A 17,249-nucleotide genomic window follows, 5' to 3' on the forward strand; every position below is an offset into this window, starting at 1 on the left:
TTGTCCCCTGATCGGAGTGCGCGGAGGGCGCTATGGACGGGACAGCACGGCACCGCATTCTGGTGTGTACATCCTGCAAAGGGACAGACCCCGGCACCCGTCCGGGGCCGCAATTGATTGACGCCTTGCGCAGCGAGCTTGACCGGCGCGGCGATACCGTGGTGGAGGTGGCAGGCGTGGCCTGTATGGCCGGATGCAGCCATCCCTGCACTGTCGGATTTCAGGCCGAGGGCAAGGCCAGCTATGTGTTTGGCGATCTTAACCTTAAGGACGATCTGGCGGACATTCTGCATTTTGCCGATCTCTACAAGGTGCTCGCGGACGGTTGGTGCAGCTCGGTTGACCGCCCCGGAAAACTGCGCCGCTCCACTCTGTCGCGCATCCCGGCCCTGTTCCCCGCCGCCCCGACAAAAGCCGACATGGCAAAAACAACCGCGCCGATGGAGCCTGCCGAATGACCGCAGCCGCGCTCACTGTGACAGACGTCAGCTGGGGACCGGGCCGTACGGCACCGCTGATCCTGCATCCGGTCAGCTTTCATCTGGATGCGGGCCGTGTGCTGGGTGTGGTTGGCCCCAATGGTGCCGGAAAGTCCAGCCTTCTGCGGGTGATCTACCGCTTCAACCAACCGCGCAGCGGCACGGTTGAGGTTGGTGACAGTGATATCTGGACCTTGCCCCCAAAAGCTGCCGCGCAGCGCGTTGCTGCCGTGCTGCAGGAACAACCCACCGATTTTGCCCTGACCGTGGCGGAGATCGTTGCCCTGGGAAGGGCGCCCTATCGCTCCGGGTTTGCAACGCCGGGCGCGCGCGATGCGGCGATCATTGAGGGGATGCTGGACCGTCTCGACCTTTACAGCATGGCTGACCGGGCCTTTGGCACCCTGTCGGGTGGCGAACGTCAGCGGGTCATGGTGGCGCGGGCACTGGCGCAGGAACCCGCACTTCTGGTGCTGGATGAGCCGACCAACCATCTGGATATCCGCCATCAGCTGGATGTGCTGGACCTGATCCGGGATCTGGATGTGACCATTGTCACCAGCCTGCATGATCTGAACATCGCAGCCGGTGCCTGTGACGAAATTCTGTTGATGTCCGAGGGCCACCAGCTGGCCTTTGGTGCGCCGCAGGACGTGCTGAGCGAGGACACCGTTAGCCGGGTCTTCAACGTCGCTGCCAGACGCGAAACCCTGACCCCCTCCGGGCAGGATCACCTGACCTTTCACCTCCCTGTTTCATAAGGATACCCCTGACTATGACTGCCCGTTTTTCCACAGTGACGCAGCTGCTCGCCGCCGGTGTTATGGCCGTCTCCCTCGCCCCCATGGCGCAGGCAGAGACCACGGTAGAGAGCTGCAACCGCAGCGTGACATTTGATGCCCCGCCGCAGCGTGCCATCTCCAATGACGTTAACCTGACCGAGATGATGCTGGCGCTGGGGCTGGCCGACCGGATGGTGGGCTACACCGGGATTTCCGGCTGGAAGACATTGGATCCGGTGATGCGCGCAGGCGTTGCGGAATTGCCGGAGCTGTCGGCGAAATACCCCTCAAAGGAGGTGCTGATCGGCGCCGATGCGGATTTCTTCTTTGCCGGCTGGAACTACGGCATGAAGGTGGGCGGAGAAGTCACGCCCGAAACCCTCGCGCCCTTTGACATCAAGGTCTATGAACTGACCGAAAGCTGCATCCACATCGGCGAGAAGGCCAAGGTCAGCATGGATGACATGTATAATGACCTGCTGAACCTCGGCCGCATCTTTGCCGTTGAAGACACCGCCGAGGCATTGGTTGCGGGGTACAAGGACGAGTTGGCAGCCTTTGCCAAGGATCGTGCCGAGGCCAGCGACCCGCTGCGCGTCTTTGTCTATGACAGCGGCGAGGACACGCCGTTCACCGCAGGCAAATACGCCATGCCCACCGCGCTGATCGAGGCGGCCGGCGGCAGCAACATCATGGATGATCTGGAGAAAAGCTGGGCCACCGTGACGTGGGAAGCCGTGGTGGAGCGCAATCCCGAGGTGATCGTGATCGTGAACTACGGGTCGGTCACGGCTGAAGAGAAGCGTGCCTTCATGCGGAGCAACCCGGCCTTTGCAGAGATCGACGCGGTGAAGAACGACCGTTTTGTGACCCTTGAGTATGTCGAAGCCACGCCTGGCCCGCGCAACATCCGCGCGATCAAGACGTTGGCGACCAGCTTTGACGCGGCGCGCACGGATGCGGTAAGCAACTGATATGCCCACCGCCCACGCACATCCCGCATCTGAGCCGCGCCTCAGCGCGCGCGCCCGGCGGCGCCTGCGCGGGCGGCTGGCCTGGATTCTGGGTGGGGCCGTTCTGACGGCCCTGACCCTATCGATTGCCGTTTCTGTGGGCGCGGTTGGTATTCCGCTGACCTCCGTCTGGGGTATCGTCGCGCACAAGCTGACCCACGGATCAGCGCTTGCGGCAGACGGTGTATTTGATGTGAGCTGGAGCAAGGGACAGGCGGCGATTGTCTGGGACATCCGGTTTCCCCGTGCCCTGCTGGCGATGATGGTCGGCGCCGGGCTTGCCATGGTGGGGGCCAGCCTGCAGGCGGTGACCCGCAATCCGCTGGCCGATCCGCATCTGCTGGGCATCTCCGCCGGTGGCGCCTTTGGTGCGATTCTGGCGCTGCTGCATACCGGTTTGTTTCTGGGGCTGCTGACGGTGCCCCTGCTGGCGTTTGTCGGCGCCCTCGCGGCCACGGCGCTGGTGTTGGCTGTTTCCCGATTTGCCGAGGCAACCACCGCAGACCGGCTGGTGCTGGTGGGTGTGGCGGTGTCCTTTGTCGTTATGGCAGGGGCCAATGTGCTGATTTTCCTAGGCGATCCACGCGCAACCCATACCGTGGTCTTCTGGATGCTGGGAGGGCTTGGCCTCGCCCAGTGGAGCCATCTGGCTTATCCTCTGGTGGTGCTGGTGCTCTGCGGCGGCTGGCTCTGGTCCCGCTCTGGCGATCTGAACGCAATGACGGTCGGGGACGAGACAGCCACGACGCTGGGCATCCCGGTGGCGCGGTTTCGCCTGATGACTTTCTGCGTCGGCGCGCTGATCACCGGGGTGATGGTCGCGTTTTCCGGCATGATCGGCTTTGTCGGATTGATCGTTCCGCATGTGGCCCGGCTGATCGTCGGCGGTGACCACCGCCGGGTGCTGCCGGTGTCCGCACTGTTTGGCGGGTTGTTTCTGGTCGCCGCCGATATTGCCGCCCGCACCCTGATGGCGCCAGAGGATATGCCGATTGGGCTGGTCACGGGTCTGGTGGGCGGTGTGTTCTTCATCTGGCTGCTGCGGCGACGCTAGGTCTGCTGCGACAACAGACAGCCAAGGCCCCCGGCGCATCGGGGGCCTTTTGCAATTGCGGAGGTCAGGCCGCGGCGACCACGATCATTTCAACCAAGAAGTCGGGCCGCGCCAGCTTTGCCTCGCCGCAGGCCCGCGCCGGGGTCTGCCCTTCGGGAACCCAAGCGTCCCAGACCGCGTTCATCGCCGCAAAATCGGCCATATCCGAGAGCCAGATCGTGCATTGCAGGATACGGGATTTGTCGCTGCCTGCCTCGGCCAGCAGCGTGTCGATCTTGTCGAGGCAATCCTGCGTCTGCTGAGCAACGCTGGCGCCTGCGGTGCCGACCTGACCGGCCAGATAAATGGTCTCGCCATGTTTGACGATCTGGCTCATGCGGGGGCCGGTATGGCTGCGTTCGATCTGTGTCATATGTTCCTCGTTCGGTGACGGCCACGCCGGAGGGCGGGTCTGCATCAGGGATATCGGTCCGGCCTTGGCATGGCAATGCACCCTGAGACGGACCTCCGCTGCCAGCAGATCACCGGTCGCAAGCCGTTCAAATAACGCACAAATTTTGATAATTGAATTCGTCCTTGCCGAAAAGAGAAGCGCCCCCCTATAGTTTCCCCTGCGGAACATATGGCGCGTATTGCCGGGCTCACGACCGAGCCCCTAGCGTCGATACCACGCGGGCTTGACCGGCGACGTTCCAAAAGAGCCTGCAACATCGCAGGGCCATCGACAGGGGGAAATGACATGACATCGACCAAGACCCGCGCGCGGATGTCGCGCCGCCAGTTTCTGCTCAGCTGTGCCGCTGGCGCGCTAACCGTTGGGTTCGGACTCTCGCTGGCTGGGCAGGCACAGGCCGCAGAACCGATCAAGGTTGCCGGCATTTACACGGTGCCCGTCGAGCAACAGTGGGTCAGCCGCATCCACGTTGCCGCCCTCGCTGCAAAGGATCGCGGTGACATCACCTATACGTTCTCCGAGAACACCTCGAACACCGATTACCCGCGCGTGATGCGGGAGTATGCCGAACAGGGCCACAAACTGATCATCGGTGAGATTTTTGGCGTTGAGGCCGAGGCCCGCGAAGTGGCCGCAGATTACCCCGATGTGGCCTTCCTGATGGGAAGCTCTTTCAAGGAAGATCCCGCCCTGCCCAATCTGGCAGTGTTCGACAATTATATTCAGGATGCGTCCTACCTTTCGGGTATCGTGGCTGGTGCTATGTCCGAGAGCGGCAATATCGGCATGGTCGGCGGCTTTCCCATCCCTGAGGTGAACCGCTTGATGCATGCCTTTATGGCGGGTGCGCGGGAGATGAATCCCGATATCACATTCCAGGTCTCCTTCATCGGCAGCTGGTTTGATCCGCCAAAAGCCAAAGAAACAGCCTTTGCGATGATCGAGAACGGCGCCGACATGCTTTATGCGGAACGCTTCGGGGTGTCGGATGCAGCCAAGGAAAAGGGCGTTCTGGCCATCGGCAATGTGATCGACACACAGGGCGACTACCCCGACACGGTGGCGGCCTCGGCCCTGTGGCATTTTGAGCCAACGTTAGATGCCGCAATTGCCAAGGTGCGTGACGGCAGCTTCACCGCGGCGGACTACGGCGTCTATTCCTTCATGAAGGAGGGTGGCGCCTCGCTGGCCCCATTTGGCACCTTTGAAGGCAAGATCCCCCAGAAGGCACTGGACCTGATCGCCAGCCGCACAGCGGCCATCAAGGACGGCTCCTACGAGGTGGAAATCAACGACGCTGAGCCTGCGTCCTCCTGACAGGGGGCCGCGCATGGCGTCGGATAAAATGGCGGCGGCACCGGGCAACGCCCCGGTGCTGCGCCTACAAAACATCACCAAACGCTTTGGCAATGTCACCGCAAACGATGACGTGAGCTTTGATCTGTTTCCGGGCGAAGTCATTGCCTTGCTTGGGGAAAACGGGGCGGGCAAGACCACGCTGATGAACATTCTGTTTGGTCAGTATACGGCGGATGGCGGCGGCGTGGAGCTGTTTGGCGCCCCCCTGCCGCCCGGTGCGCCGCGCGCAGCGCTGGATGGCGGCGTCGGCATGGTGCATCAACATTTCACGCTGGCGGACAATCTGACAGTCTGGGAAAACATCACCCTTGGTGTGGAGCCGCTGTTGGGTTTCGGCCTGCGGGCCGGACCGGCCAAGGCCCGCATCCGCGCGCTGGCCGAGCAGTTTCACCTGAAGGTCGATCCCAACGCAAAGGTGTCCCGGCTCACCGTGGGTGAACGGCAGCGGGTTGAGATCCTGAAGGCGCTCTACCGGGACGCCCGGATCCTCATCCTGGACGAACCCACTGCGGTTCTGACGCCGCAGGAGGCCGATGCGCTTTTTGCGACCCTGCGCGAAGCCATCAGCCTGGGCCACTCGGTGATCTTCATCTCGCATAAACTGCATGAGGTGATGGCGATTTCAGATCGGGTTCTGGTGCTGCGACATGGCAGACTGGTGGCCGAACGACTGACCGCTGACACTGACAGTGACGAACTGGCTGCGCTGATGGTCGGGGCCGATGTGGTGCCCGCGAAATTTGCCGCCAACACACCCGGCCCTGCCCTGTTGCAGTTGCGCGACGTCACCACCCCCACCATCGGCGCAGCCCCCGGATTGCAGCGGGTCTCGCTGGATCTGGCGGCAGGGCAAATCACAGGGCTGGCCGGGGTTTCTGGCAATGGACAGGCGGCGCTGTCTGATCTGGTCTCAGGCCTGATCTCGCCGCAATCTGGCAGCTTGGTCCTGAATGGCGGCGATATTGCCAACTGGACACCACGCAAAGCCATCACCGCCGGTATCGCCCGCATCCCCGAAGATCGTCACAAAACCGGGACAATCGCGGATTTCGATCTGACGGAGAATGCAATCCTTGAAACCTACGCCACCCGTTTCAGCCACCGGGGCTGGCTTGACTGGCGGGCCGCGCGTGACTTCGCCAAGACCGTGATCGCGGGCTATGATGTCCGCTGCCCCGGCCCGGACACCCGCATTCGGCTGCTGTCGGGTGGCAATATGCAGAAGCTGATCCTTGGCCGCGTGCTGGAGCAGGCCCCGCAGATCATCCTCGCCAATCAGCCGGTGCGCGGGCTGGATATTGGCGCGGTTACCTATGTGCATGAACAGCTGGCCAAAGCCTGCGCCCGGGGTGCGGCGGTTCTGCTGATATCCGAGGATCTGGATGAAATCATGCAGCTTTCTGATGTAATCCATGTGATCAGCGAGGGACGTCTAAGCCCCGGGTTTGCCCGAGGCTCTAAACAGCCAGAAGACCTGGGGGCTTGGATGGCCGGTCATGGCTTTGATACGCCACAGACGGAGGATGGCCATGCGGCTTGAACCGATTGCCGCGCCAAGCTGGTCGCGGCGGCTGATGCCGCCTGCGCTGGCGCTGTTGGCGACTTTTGCCATTGCCGCGCTGCTGGCGCAGATCGCGGGCGGAGAGCCGCTGTCGATCTTTGGCCTGATCCTGACCGGGGCGTTCGGGTCGAAATTTGCGCTCCTTGAGACGCTGAACCGGGCCACGCCGCTGATTTTTACTGGCCTCGCCATTGCCGTCGCCTTTCGCGCCAAGCTGTGGAATATCGGCGCTGAGGCGCAGCTTTATGCCGGGGCGGTGATCACAGTTGTGCTGGGCACCGGCGCGCTATCCCTGCCTGCCCCGCTGCTGCTGCCGCTTCTGGGTCTGGCCGCGATGGTCGCCGGGGCGGCGCTATTGCTGGGGCCTGCGCTGCTGAAAACACGGCTGGGGGTGGATGAGGTGGTCACCACGCTTTTGTTCAACTTCATTTTTCTACTGTTTGTCTCCTACCTGCTGGAAGGGCCGCTGAAGGATCCGATGGGGATGGGCTGGCCGAAATCCCCACGGCTGAGCCCCGACGCACGGCTACCCCGAGTGGTTGACGGGTTGCGGCTGCACTGGGGGTTTGCGCTGGCGCTGATTTCGGCGGTCGCGATCTGGGTGATCAACACCCGCACCACGCTGGGCTATGAGATGCGGGCGGTTGGCCAGAACGCCGAGGCCGCCCGATTTGCGGGTGTTCCAGTGACGCGGGTGATCCTGAAAACCGCGCTGCTATCAGGGGGGCTGGCCGGGTTGGCGGGCTATTCCGAGGTGGCGGGTCTGAAAGGGGCGCTGACGCTCGATCTCAGCCCCGGTTTTGGCTACACGGGCATCGTTGTCGCCATGCTGGCGTTGCTGCATCCCCTTGGCGTGGTGTTTGCAGCGCTGTTTGTAGCAGCCATTTTTGTCGGTGCGGACAGTATGAGCCGGGCCGCAGGTGTTCCCAGCTATCTGGCCGATATCATGCTGGCCTCTGCTCTGCTGCTGATGGTGCTGGCGATCCTTCTGAGCAAATTCCGGCTGCGGAGGGACTGAGATGGACATTCTGGAAATCCTGTTTTCCGCCAGTTTCTGGGCCGCCGCCATCCGCATCGCCTCCCCGCTGATTTTCGCCACATTGGGAGAGCTGATCTGCGAACGCGCCGGTGTGCTGAACCTCGGGATTGAGGGGATCATGGTCGCGGGTGCCTTCTCCGGCTGGATCGCGGTCTGGGCCGGGCTGCCGCTCTGGGGTGGGGTTGGTGTGGCGCTGCTGACCGGCATGGCCTTTGGCCTGCTGCATGCGACGCTCAGCGTGCCTTTCGGGTTATCGCAGCATGTGGTGGGCATCGGGCTGACACTGCTGGCCACGTCGCTGACCTTTTACACCTACCGCGTGGTGCTGCCGGAGGTGTCCTCGCCGCCCAAGATCGAAGCCTTCCAACCCTATGAGATCCCGTTTTTATCAGATCTGCCGCTACTCGGCCCGGCGCTGTTTTCCCAGACACCGCTGACCTATGCCGCCTTTGTGCTGGCGGCACTCTGCGCCTACACCCTGTATCGCACGCCGCTGGGGCTGGCGGTGCGCGCGGCGGGTGAAAACCCATCGGCAGTGGCCGCGCAGGGGCTGTCAGTGACCGCAATCCGCATGGGCGCGGTGGTGGTGGGCAGCGGGTTTATGGCGGTTGGTGGCGCGTTCCTGACGCTCTCGGCCTTTGACAGTTTCTTCTTCGATATGGTGAACGGGCGCGGCTGGATCTGCATTGCGCTGGTGGTCTTTGGCGCGTGGCGACCGGGCAAGGCGGTGCTGGGCGCCATCCTCTTTGCCGCATTTGATGCCTTGCAGATCCGCCTTCAACAGACCGGGATCGGCGCGGTGGTGCCTTATCAGCTGTTCCTGATGCTGCCCTATATTCTGTCGATACTGGCGCTGATCCTGATGTCGCGCCGCGCCGAGGTGCCAGCCGCGCTGATGGTGCCATTCAACAAGGGAGAGAGATGATGTTGAACCTGTTGATCAAAGGCGGCACCCTGCCCGATGGTTCTGTCGCGGATATCGGCATCACCGGTGACACCATCACCGAGGTGGCGCCCTCCATTGACGCGACAGCCGGAGAGACCATCGAGGCCAGCGGTGATCTGGTCGCGCCGCCCTTTGTCGATCCGCATTTCCATATGGATGCGACGCTGTCCTACGGGCTGCCGCGGGTCAACGCCTCCGGCACGCTCCTGGAGGGGATCAGTCTCTGGGGGGAACTGCGCGAGGAGGCCAGTGTTGAGGATATGGTCAGCCGCGCGCTGACCTATTGCGACTGGGCGGCCAGCATGGGGTTGCTGGCAATCCGCACCCATGTGGATACCACGCCCGACCACCTGCGGGGCGTGACCGCGATGCTGGAGGTCCGCGAGGCCGTGAAGGAGTATATCGACCTACAACTCGTCGCCTTCCCACAGGATGGGCTCTATCGCGCTGAAAACGGGCGCGAAAACCTGATCCGCGCGCTGGATATGGGGGTCGATGTGGTTGGTGGCATCCCACATTTCGAACGCAGCATGCAGGACGGCGCGGACTCTCTGCGTGACCTTTGCAAGATCGCGGCGGATCGGGGTTTGCAGGTTGATATCCACTGCGACGAGACCGATGACCCCCTGTCGCGTCATATTGAGACCCTGGCGCAGGAAACCCTGCGGCACGGGTTACAGGGACGCGTTGCGGGCAGTCACCTCACCTCCATGCATTCGATGGACAATTACTACGTCTCCAAGCTGCTGCCGCTGATCGCCGAGGCTGAGATTGCGGCCATTCCAAATCCGCTGATCAATATCGTGTTGCAGGGACGGCATGACAGTTTCCCCAAACGACGCGGGTTGACGCGGGTGAAGGAACTGCTGGAGGCAGGTGTCACAGTGGGCTGGGGGCAGGATTGCGTGCTGGATCCCTGGTACAGCCTAGGCACCGGGGACATGCTGGATGTGGCCTTCATGGGGATGCATGTGGCGCAGATGACCCACCCGGATGAGATGGCTCATTGCTTCACCATGGTGACCGACAACAATGCCGCCATCATGGGGCTGGAGGGCTATGGGCTGAAGAGAGGTGACCGTGCATCGCTGGTGGTGCTGGATGCCGCCACTCCGACCGAGGCGCTGCGTCTGCGGCCTGCGCGCCTTGCGGTGATTTCACGCGGCAAGGTGATCAGCCGAAGCGCGCGCGGTGATGCGGCTCTGTCCATCCCAGGCCGCCCGGCACAGGTGCGGCGACGTCATCAACGGCCCGGATGACCTGACATCAGAGCAGCAGATACGGCAGGCCGACCGCCGCCGCGGCCAGCAACAGCAGGGCCACCAGCATCACCAACCCGTCGCGGGTCAACATCGCAACCGCTAGGCTGCTGACGACAATCCCCAGTGTGGAGGAACTGAACGGCACCAGTTCAAGAAAGGGCATTGCCAGCCCGCAGAGCGCGCAAATCACCCGCGGAACGGTCAGAAAAGGCTGCCGCAGCAAAATTTTGACGCGCGCCTCCATGTGACGATCCAGAAACCGCGCCATGCGGCGCATCGGCCCGAGGACCTTTCGCGCACGGTCAGAGGAGACCCGCTGCCTTCGAAGCCAATCCGGCAACCAGGGATGATCGCGTCCCAATGCCATCTGACCCGCAATCAGGAAGATCAACATCCCGCAGATTGTGGAGAATAGCGGCACCCCGCTGAGAGGGGACACGACCGCCATTGCAGGGAGTAGCAGGGTCGTCGACATCGACGAGTGGCCCAGTTCCTCCACAACGTCCGCCACGCTGATGCTGTCTTCCTCAAGCAGCTCTGTTGTGGCGTCGATCATTTCGGCAACGGGTTGGTTTTCGGCGGTCATTCTGTGCAGGCTCCTGTTTGCGGCGCGCGTCCGATACACGGGCAAAACGTGTTCAAGCCGCCGTGGTTCCGTCGTGTCCGCGCCGCAACCCGCCGAACCAAGCCATTGTGCCAACCTCCAGCACCCAACTCAGCCGCAGTTTTTCAAGGAACCCGCAACGTCTGTGGGAACAGTTTCCTGATGCGAGGCGTTACCACAGCGCAACCCCGTGATGAGACGGGGCAGGCCCCAGCTGATTGGGGCCAACCGGGGCCGCGACCGGGCATTTGCCCGCGCCCCACCCTTCCGCTGGTCGCAGACTGGCGCGCATAAGACCGGGAGACATTCCGGATTGGAAACGGCCCCAGCGCCGTGAAACGAAAGGAAATTGATATGCGACTTTTCATTGCTGCTCTTGCTCTGGCCGGTCTGGCCGCTTGCGAAACCACCGAAGGGTTCGGCCGCGACGTCTCAGATCTTGGCGATGCCATTACCGAAGAATCTCAGGAAGCACAGTAAACCAACTGCGCCCGAGCACCCCGTCAGATCCGTTCTGGCGGGGTGCTTTTGTATTTGAGGTAGAGCCTGCGAATTTTGTCGTGACATCAACGCCCGTCTGCGGTTGACCTAGCCCTGAAGTCACAGAACCATTGCGGTGCGGCAGTCCGCTTTGATTTCGATCCGCTGCCGAACTTTCACATCTGCGCCCCAGACCGAGGATGCCCATGCCAGACTGCCCTGCCCGCCCCCCAGTCATCGCTGTATTGGGCGCGCGCCCTACCATGGCATGCATCCCCTGCCCCCAGCGCGCACTGCAGATGCTGTTGCACGGTTTGGTGGTAGCAACCCTGGTGATATCCTTGCTGATGCCGGTTCTGGCGACGGCCCAGACCAGCAGCGAACCGGTTCAGACCGACAGCGCAATCCAACTGGACGGCAAAGCGGCTCCGGATTCGCAGATCCGCCGCCGGATCGTCGAACTTCTGGGGGAAATCGACGGGTTTGATAAGGTCGGTGTCTCAGTCTCTAATGGTGTGGTGACCCTTGCGGGCGAGGTGCTGGATAATGCGCGCCAGACCCAGCTCACCACCATGATTGAGCGGATTGACGGCGTCGTGGCGATTGAAAACCAGACCCTGGTCAACGGTCGGCTGGACGAGCGGCTGGACTCTGCGTTTTCAAGACTGAAAGAGCGGACCCGCAATATCATCGCCAATGCGCCGATCTTCTTTGTTGCGATGCTGGTCTTCGTGATGATCTCCGCCTTTGGTTGGCTGGTCACCACCCGGCTGCGGATCTGGCAGCGTCTGGCGCCCAATTCCTTTATCGCAGAGGTCTACAGCGCCGTTGCTCGCATCGCCTTCATCATTCTGGGTCTGGTGGTAGCATTGGATATCCTAAACGCAACCGCGTTGCTGGGTGCGGTTCTGGGGGCTGCAGGTGTGGCAGGTCTCGCGGTTGGTTTTGCGGTGCGCGACACGGTAGAGAATTTCATCGCCTCAATCCTGCTGAGCCTGCGGCAACCCTTCCGACCGAATGATTTTGTAGAGATTGCTGGCGATATGGGCACTGTGGCCCGGCTGACCTCGCGTGCAACCATTCTGATCTCACCGGAGGGCAACCATATCCGCATCCCCAATGCGACCGTATTTAAGGGCCGGATTGTGAACTATACACGGGACGCCAACCGGCGGTTTGAGTTTGAGCTGGGGGTGGATGCGGACGCCGATCTGGCGGCGGCCCTATCGACGGCAGTCGACGCACTGCAATCGCTGCCCTTCGTGCTGCGCGATCCGTCGGTCGGGGCCTGGGTCAAGGAAGTGGGCGATTCCAACGTGATCTTGACCTTCACCGGCTGGGTGGACCAGACCCGCAGCAGCTTCCTGAAAGCGCGCGGCGAGGCGATCCGCACCGCCAAGACCGCCCTGGAGAGCAACGGATTTGGCCTGCCGGAACCGATCTACCGCCTGCGCGTGGATGCCAATGCAGCGGCCAGCCTGTTGCCGATCACCGATCAGCCGCGTGGTGACGCCGCCGATCTGTCGCCGCAACCTGCACCAGCTGCGGCAGAGACCCCCCTTCCGGCAGCCGCTGATCCGGCGCGGGTTGAAGACGCCAATGAGGAGGCCGCCACCCGTGAACGCAACGCCCCCGACGGCGGTGGCGATCTGCTGAGTGAGGGGCAGAAAGCGGAATAAACTTCGCACAACGCAACCGTGTGGACCGATGTTTCTGCGGAACAATCGCTGATGTCTCTGCGTTGCCCCACAGACAAAGGAGCATCCCATGGCAAAAACCCACAGCCCCTCCATTAAAAATGACAGCACCTATGATGCCCTGCGCGACAAGGGCTATAGCAAGTCCAAGGCCGCAGCGATCGCCAATGCCCAGGCCAACGACAATATGGCCCCCTCTGAAAAAGGCGGCAAAGCGCCCCCATATGAGGATTGGACCAAGGATGAGTTGATGGAGCGTGCCCGCGAGCTTGAGGTTGAGGGGCGTTCGACCATGAACAAAGACGAACTGATTAAGGCTTTGCGCAACGGCTGACGCGGTCAGGCCCGCGCTGCGCGGTCTCTAACCCCTTTCAATCAGGAGACATGATAGATGGTAGAATATGCTGGAATTGGCGGGCTTATTGTCCTTCTGTTATCGATCTGGGCAATCGTATCAATTGTCGGATCCAACGCCAGCACCGGCAAAAAGGTCATCTGGGTGGTCTTTGTTCTGATCTTGCCCATATTTGGGTTCATCTGCTGGCTGCTTTTTGGTCCGCGCGCGCGCTAGCCGCTGCGCTTTACTTCGATGATACAAAAACAGCGCCGTCTTTTGCGAGACCGCGCTGTTTGTTTTGCATGTTCGGGAGGTCGGCAACGATCTCAGGTATTGAGCTGAAACACGTGGTGTACGCCGACGTCCGGGTGGCCTTCGGTCTCGCTCATGCTGGCGCGCAGCAGTTTCAGACCAACCAGAACCGCGTTGCCCTGCGAGGCCCAGACCGCCGCCTCCCGCGGGGTCATTCTCAATAGCGTGACCTTTGGATCATCGCGCCCCTTCTCGAACCAGGCACCGACTGCAAAGCTCCACAGCTCGTCCAGCTTATCAGGGTCATTGGTGACCTCAATCGGACCGCGCACGCTAGCATGATAGTCCTGACCATCCGACACAAAGGTCAGCTGCGCGTCAGCGCCAAGGCCGGTTGCCTTGACCAGATCGCTGTCGGATGAGCTGATGAACCAGATCGCGCCGTTCTCTACGTCGGCGAAATGAGTCATCGGCTGCGGGTGCTGTTCGCTGTCGCGCACCGCCAGCATGGAGGTGCGGCGTTTTTCCAGTTGGTGCCAGAGTTGAGAAATCGCATCGTCTTTTGTCTCGGTCTGTCGTGCCACGGGTGAAATCCTCTTATCTATATGCTCGCGCCTGTTTTCGGGCTTGTGCCGGGGACGGGCTTCAGCCCGTTCCCCGTGCTGCTGTCTGCAACTGCTTCGGTCGATACGGGGGGCCGGTCAGACAGAGGCGAAGAATTTGTCCAATTCGCGCTCCGCTTCTTCGCGGGCTTTGCCGTATTTGGTTTGCAACAGGCCGACCAGCTGCTCGCGGTCACCCTTGGCCTGCTCCACTTCGTCATCCGTCAACTCACCATAGGCTTCGTGGAATTTCCCTTTCAGGGTCGCCCAATTGCCTTTGATCTGGTCCTGATTCATAGCGTGCTCCTGCTGTTGTGGTATCGTCGCCTAACCAACGTGCCGATATCGGCTTGGTTCCCGGAAATTTTGCTGTGCGCACAAGCGCTGGCGCTCTGAGCCGCATCTTCTACCGATTGCCTGACCGCACCCGCAAACTGAGCAGAGGATCGGGAACCAACCGCCACAATCGGCGTTGAGAGCATGAGCCATCCAGACAGAACAGGAGAGGCAAATGACTGATCACAGCACCACCCCGCGCCCCATTGAGCGGGCCAAACACCACGCCAGCGAACTGGCTGAACAGGCGCAGGATACGCTACGAAGCGAAGCGCGCGCCCGCGCTGAAGAGGCGCAGGAGCAGGCCGCAGGCGAAGCTGCCGCCGTGGCCCGCGCCGCAGATGCCGCAGCATCCGAACTGCCGCCGGGATCGCTGCAAGCCGAAGCTGCGCAGCAACTTGCGCAGGGCCTGGAACAATTTGCCGACAAGGTCCGGACTGCCGATCTCGACAAGGTGCTCCGCGATACCGGCGATTTTGCCCGTAAGAACCCGATGCTATTTCTTGGCGGGGCCGCGCTGCTTGGCTTTGCCGCGACCCGGTTTCTGAAGTCCACCGCCCCGGATGCAGGCCCCACCACCTCTGTCGCAGACGACACCGCCGATGACCCATGGGGTAGCCACGAGGCAAACCACGTCTATCCGACCAGAGACGCTGACTCTGACCACGGTGCGACGGCGCGCGCGACCGGTCACGGATCTGCCCCAGCCGCCACACGGAGGGTATCCTGATGGAAGAGCAGAATACAGCAGCCAGCCCGTCCGAGGCGCCGGGCATTGTGGTGACCGTGCTGAAGCAGATGTCACAGCTGATGCAGGATGAGGTGCGTCTGATCCGGGCAGAGATGTCCCGCAACCTCTCTCGCGCGGGCGTAGCGCTTGCGATGATCGTGGTCGGCGCCGTACTGGCCATTGTGGGCCTGCATGTGCTGGCCGCCGCCCTGGTCGCAGCAATCGCTGCTCTGGGCCTGAGCGTCGGCACCGCCGCGCTGATTGTTGGTGGACCGCTGATCGCGCTGGCGGTTGGTCTGGCCATGCTGGGCGTCAACCGCCTGTCCCCGTCCGCCCTGATGCCCGATCGCAGCCTGCGCAACGTCCAGCGCGACCTGAAGACCCTGAAGGAGACCACCCGCCATGCCTGAGACATCTGATCTGACCGACCTTGAGAGTGAAGTGGCCCGCGACCGCGTGGCCTTGTCCAAATCCCTTGATACGCTGGCCGTCAGCCTGTCGCCTGATCGTATTGCGACGCAGGTCTCGGCCACCGCATCGCACTATGGCGGCGAGATCTCGCAGCAGCTGTGGTCAACCGCGCGGGCCAACCCGGCCGCACTGGCCTTGGTTGGCACCGGCATTGCGCTGCTGATGTCCGGCGCTGGTCAGCGCCGCGACGCCTCCGCGCGGCCGCAATCCAATGCCCCTGCCCAGACGCCTGTGACACCAACAGCGCAGTCAGTCGCGAGCAAAGGCCCAAGTGCCAAACGCCTGCGCGCCGCCTTGGATCACGGGTTGGACAAACTACCGCCCAAAGCCCGCAAACAGGTCCGCAAGGCGCGCATGTCCGCGCTCCACATTCAGGAAGACCTTGAGCGCCGCGCCGCCAAGCTTAGCCGGGCCTCGCAGGAGGGCATAGCGGCCCAGCCGCTGGTGGCCGGCGGGCTGGCCTTCGGCCTTGGTGCCATAGCTGCGGCCTTGCTGCCGCAGACCCGGCAGGAAGATGCGCTCCTAGGTGAAAAGCGCGACTCGATGATGGCGGAGGCCCGCGACATTCTGCAACAGGAGATGCGCAATCTCGCCGACAAGGGCGAAACCGCCCTGAACGAACAGATCAGTAAAGGACGCGACGCAGTACATGCCTCGCTCAGCTGATCTCAGCCACCCCCGCCGCTTCATCAGGGGCGGCGGGGGTCTCTTTGCACAAGGCCTTTGCGATGTTGAATTCCACGCTCTCTGACCGGGCAGCGCGTATCATGCTGCTCATTCTGACAACCCTTGCACTTGGCCTTGCGCTTTTCTTTGCAAAACCCGTTCTTGCGCCCGTTGTTTTTGCGATAGTCGTCGGGATCGTCGTTTCTCCGCTGGCGGACCGACTGCAGGGAATTGGCGTTGCACGCGTGATCGTTGCCGCCAGCCTGCTGCTTTTTTCTTGCGCCGTTATCGTACTGCTGTTCCTATCGCTGGAACCGCTGATCTCCGGCGTGGTCGAAGATCTGCCAAAGATCAAACAGGAGATAAAAAGCTGGATTTACATGATGTCCGGCCTGCTACGCGGGATTGAGGCGATCAGCCAGGAGATTGAGCAGACGGTCGGTACAGGCGGCGCTGACGCAGATGTCACGAGCGGTTTTCCGACACTGATGGACGCACTGTGGGTGGCCCCGAACTTCGGCGCGCAGGTGTTCATCTTCATCGGAACGCTGTTCTTTTTCGTGCTGACGCGGACCGATATTTACGCGGCGGCCGGATCGCTGGGCAAACGGTTATACCGTGCGGAGCATGAGGTCGCGCGGTATTTTGCTGCTGTGACACTGGTCAATGCAGGATTAGGCGTCACCACCGCAATCGGCCTTGCGACCCTTGGGATCAACAGCGCGTTGATCTGGGGGCTCGCGGCGATGTTGCTGAACTTCATTCTCTACCTTGGCCCGCTGATGATGATCGCGGGGCTGACCTTTGTCGGAATGACGCAACTGGGTGGTGCTGCGGCGCTAATGCCGCCAGCGCTGTTTTTGGCGCTCAACCTGATTGAGGCACAATTTGTGACGCCCGCCTTTGTGGGTCATCAACTGCACCTCAGCCCTCTCGTGGTGTTTCTTGCCATTGTTTTCGGCCTGTGGATCTGGGGACCCGTCGGCGCTATCGTCGCCTTGCCAGTGATGCTGTGGATTGGGCAGTTGCTGCGCTCCTCGGCGGAGGCGCGCAGATTACGGGGCGAAGAAAACCCGACGGGCTGAGCCGCACAACCCGGGCGGGGCGTCAAGCTCAGTGGCGGCC

Annotated in this window: 21 protein-coding genes; 17 read left to right on the plus strand and 4 right to left on the minus strand. The window is 62.0% G+C overall.

The window, feature by feature from the left end:
• Window positions 1-32 precede the first annotated feature (32 nt).
• The 4 genes from D1820_RS08135 to D1820_RS08150 are packed head-to-tail and all read left to right on the plus strand — an operon-like array spanning window position 33 to window position 3,328.
• On the plus strand, window positions 33-458 hold the full coding sequence (locus tag D1820_RS08135) for a DUF1636 domain-containing protein (protein ID WP_118068483.1): 426 nt from the start codon (window positions 33-35) through the stop codon (window positions 456-458).
• On the plus strand, window positions 455-1,240 hold the full coding sequence (locus D1820_RS08140) for an ABC transporter ATP-binding protein (protein ID WP_118068484.1): 786 nt from the start codon (window positions 455-457) through the stop codon (window positions 1,238-1,240). The genes D1820_RS08135 and D1820_RS08140 overlap by 4 nt, the downstream gene beginning before the upstream one ends.
• Window positions 1,241-1,254: 14 nt before the next feature.
• Complete coding sequence (locus tag D1820_RS08145) at window positions 1,255-2,235, plus strand: ABC transporter substrate-binding protein (RefSeq protein WP_118068485.1); 981 nt, start codon at window positions 1,255-1,257, stop codon at window positions 2,233-2,235.
• A gap of 1 nt (window position 2,236) precedes the next feature.
• Window positions 2,237-3,328 (plus strand): iron ABC transporter permease, encoded by a 1,092-nt coding sequence (locus D1820_RS08150; protein WP_040175398.1) that lies wholly within the window; start codon window positions 2,237-2,239, stop codon window positions 3,326-3,328.
• A 64-nt stretch (window positions 3,329-3,392) separates the two neighbouring features.
• On the opposite strand, the gene D1820_RS08155 is transcribed toward D1820_RS08150, so the two are convergent.
• Window positions 3,393-3,740, minus strand: a complete 348-nt coding sequence (locus tag D1820_RS08155) for a RidA family protein (protein WP_040175399.1) — start codon at window positions 3,738-3,740, stop codon at window positions 3,393-3,395.
• A gap of 327 nt (window positions 3,741-4,067) precedes the next feature.
• Here D1820_RS08155 and D1820_RS08160 point away from each other — a divergent pair, with 327 nt between their 5' ends.
• Genes D1820_RS08160 through D1820_RS08180 form a run of 5 tightly spaced genes read left to right on the plus strand, consistent with a single transcriptional unit; the run spans window position 4,068 to window position 9,946 of the window.
• Window positions 4,068-5,099, plus strand: a complete 1,032-nt coding sequence (locus D1820_RS08160; RefSeq protein WP_118068486.1) for a BMP family protein — start codon at window positions 4,068-4,070, stop codon at window positions 5,097-5,099.
• 13 nt (window positions 5,100-5,112) lie between these two features.
• Window positions 5,113-6,681 (plus strand): ABC transporter ATP-binding protein, encoded by a 1,569-nt coding sequence (locus D1820_RS08165; protein ID WP_118068487.1) that lies wholly within the window; start codon window positions 5,113-5,115, stop codon window positions 6,679-6,681.
• Window positions 6,671-7,720 carry an ABC transporter permease gene (locus tag D1820_RS08170; protein WP_118068488.1) on the plus strand — a complete coding sequence of 350 codons (1,050 nt, stop codon included), beginning with the start codon at window positions 6,671-6,673 and terminating at the stop codon, window positions 7,718-7,720. The genes D1820_RS08165 and D1820_RS08170 overlap by 11 nt, the downstream gene beginning before the upstream one ends.
• A gap of 1 nt (window position 7,721) precedes the next feature.
• Window positions 7,722-8,666 (plus strand): ABC transporter permease, encoded by a 945-nt coding sequence (locus D1820_RS08175; protein ID WP_118068489.1) that lies wholly within the window; start codon window positions 7,722-7,724, stop codon window positions 8,664-8,666.
• Window positions 8,666-9,946: an amidohydrolase family protein gene (locus tag D1820_RS08180; RefSeq protein ID WP_205521403.1), complete on the plus strand. Its 1,281-nt coding sequence runs from the start codon at window positions 8,666-8,668 to the stop codon at window positions 9,944-9,946. The genes D1820_RS08175 and D1820_RS08180 overlap by 1 nt, the downstream gene beginning before the upstream one ends.
• A 7-nt stretch (window positions 9,947-9,953) precedes the next feature.
• Here D1820_RS08180 and D1820_RS08185 read toward each other — a convergent pair whose 3' ends face one another.
• The gene (locus D1820_RS08185) at window positions 9,954-10,535 is read right to left on the minus strand and encodes an exopolysaccharide biosynthesis protein (protein WP_118068491.1); all 582 of its coding nucleotides are present in this window, start codon (window positions 10,533-10,535) and stop codon (window positions 9,954-9,956) included.
• Between the two features lie 372 nt (window positions 10,536-10,907).
• Here D1820_RS08185 and D1820_RS08190 point away from each other — a divergent pair, with 372 nt between their 5' ends.
• The 4 genes from D1820_RS08190 to D1820_RS08205 all read left to right on the plus strand — a co-directional run bounded on the left by D1820_RS08190 (window position 10,908) and on the right by D1820_RS08205 (window position 13,301).
• Window positions 10,908-11,033, plus strand: coding sequence for an entericidin A/B family lipoprotein (locus tag D1820_RS08190; RefSeq protein ID WP_024096224.1), 126 nt, complete (start codon window positions 10,908-10,910; stop codon window positions 11,031-11,033).
• A gap of 263 nt (window positions 11,034-11,296) precedes the next feature.
• Complete coding sequence (locus D1820_RS08195; protein ID WP_254683385.1) at window positions 11,297-12,712, plus strand: mechanosensitive ion channel family protein; 1,416 nt, start codon at window positions 11,297-11,299, stop codon at window positions 12,710-12,712.
• Window positions 12,713-12,800: 88 nt separating this feature from the next.
• Complete coding sequence (locus tag D1820_RS08200; RefSeq protein ID WP_096872244.1) at window positions 12,801-13,064, plus strand: Rho termination factor N-terminal domain-containing protein; 264 nt, start codon at window positions 12,801-12,803, stop codon at window positions 13,062-13,064.
• A 57-nt stretch (window positions 13,065-13,121) separates the two neighbouring features.
• Entirely contained in the window at window positions 13,122-13,301 is a 180-nt protein-coding gene (locus D1820_RS08205) for a PLDc N-terminal domain-containing protein (protein WP_027246380.1), read from the plus strand.
• A 92-nt stretch (window positions 13,302-13,393) separates the two neighbouring features.
• On the opposite strand, the gene D1820_RS08210 is transcribed toward D1820_RS08205, so the two are convergent.
• Together D1820_RS08210 and D1820_RS08215 are read right to left on the minus strand one after the other, a co-directional pair.
• Window positions 13,394-13,903 carry a pyridoxamine 5'-phosphate oxidase family protein gene (locus D1820_RS08210; RefSeq protein WP_118068493.1) on the minus strand — a complete coding sequence of 170 codons (510 nt, stop codon included), beginning with the start codon at window positions 13,901-13,903 and terminating at the stop codon, window positions 13,394-13,396.
• 117 nt (window positions 13,904-14,020) lie between these two features.
• Window positions 14,021-14,218, minus strand: a complete 198-nt coding sequence (locus tag D1820_RS08215) for a CsbD family protein (protein ID WP_014875600.1) — start codon at window positions 14,216-14,218, stop codon at window positions 14,021-14,023.
• Between the two features lie 214 nt (window positions 14,219-14,432).
• Between D1820_RS08215 and D1820_RS08220 the strand changes: the two genes are divergently transcribed.
• The 4 genes from D1820_RS08220 to D1820_RS08235 all read left to right on the plus strand — a co-directional run bounded on the left by D1820_RS08220 (window position 14,433) and on the right by D1820_RS08235 (window position 17,209).
• Window positions 14,433-14,987: a hypothetical protein gene (locus tag D1820_RS08220; protein WP_118068494.1), complete on the plus strand. Its 555-nt coding sequence runs from the start codon at window positions 14,433-14,435 to the stop codon at window positions 14,985-14,987.
• Window positions 14,987-15,397 carry a phage holin family protein gene (locus tag D1820_RS08225; protein WP_118068495.1) on the plus strand — a complete coding sequence of 137 codons (411 nt, stop codon included), beginning with the start codon at window positions 14,987-14,989 and terminating at the stop codon, window positions 15,395-15,397. The genes D1820_RS08220 and D1820_RS08225 overlap by 1 nt, the downstream gene beginning before the upstream one ends.
• Entirely contained in the window at window positions 15,390-16,124 is a 735-nt protein-coding gene (locus tag D1820_RS08230; protein WP_118068496.1) for a hypothetical protein, read from the plus strand. Before D1820_RS08225 ends, D1820_RS08230 begins: the two co-directional genes overlap by 8 nt.
• A gap of 62 nt (window positions 16,125-16,186) precedes the next feature.
• Window positions 16,187-17,209, plus strand: a complete 1,023-nt coding sequence (locus D1820_RS08235; RefSeq protein ID WP_118068497.1) for an AI-2E family transporter — start codon at window positions 16,187-16,189, stop codon at window positions 17,207-17,209.
• Window positions 17,210-17,249 lie beyond the last annotated feature (40 nt).

The organism is Phaeobacter sp. LSS9 (assembly GCF_003443595.1).
GTDB classification, from domain to species: Bacteria; Pseudomonadota; Alphaproteobacteria; order Rhodobacterales; family Rhodobacteraceae; genus Phaeobacter; species Phaeobacter piscinae.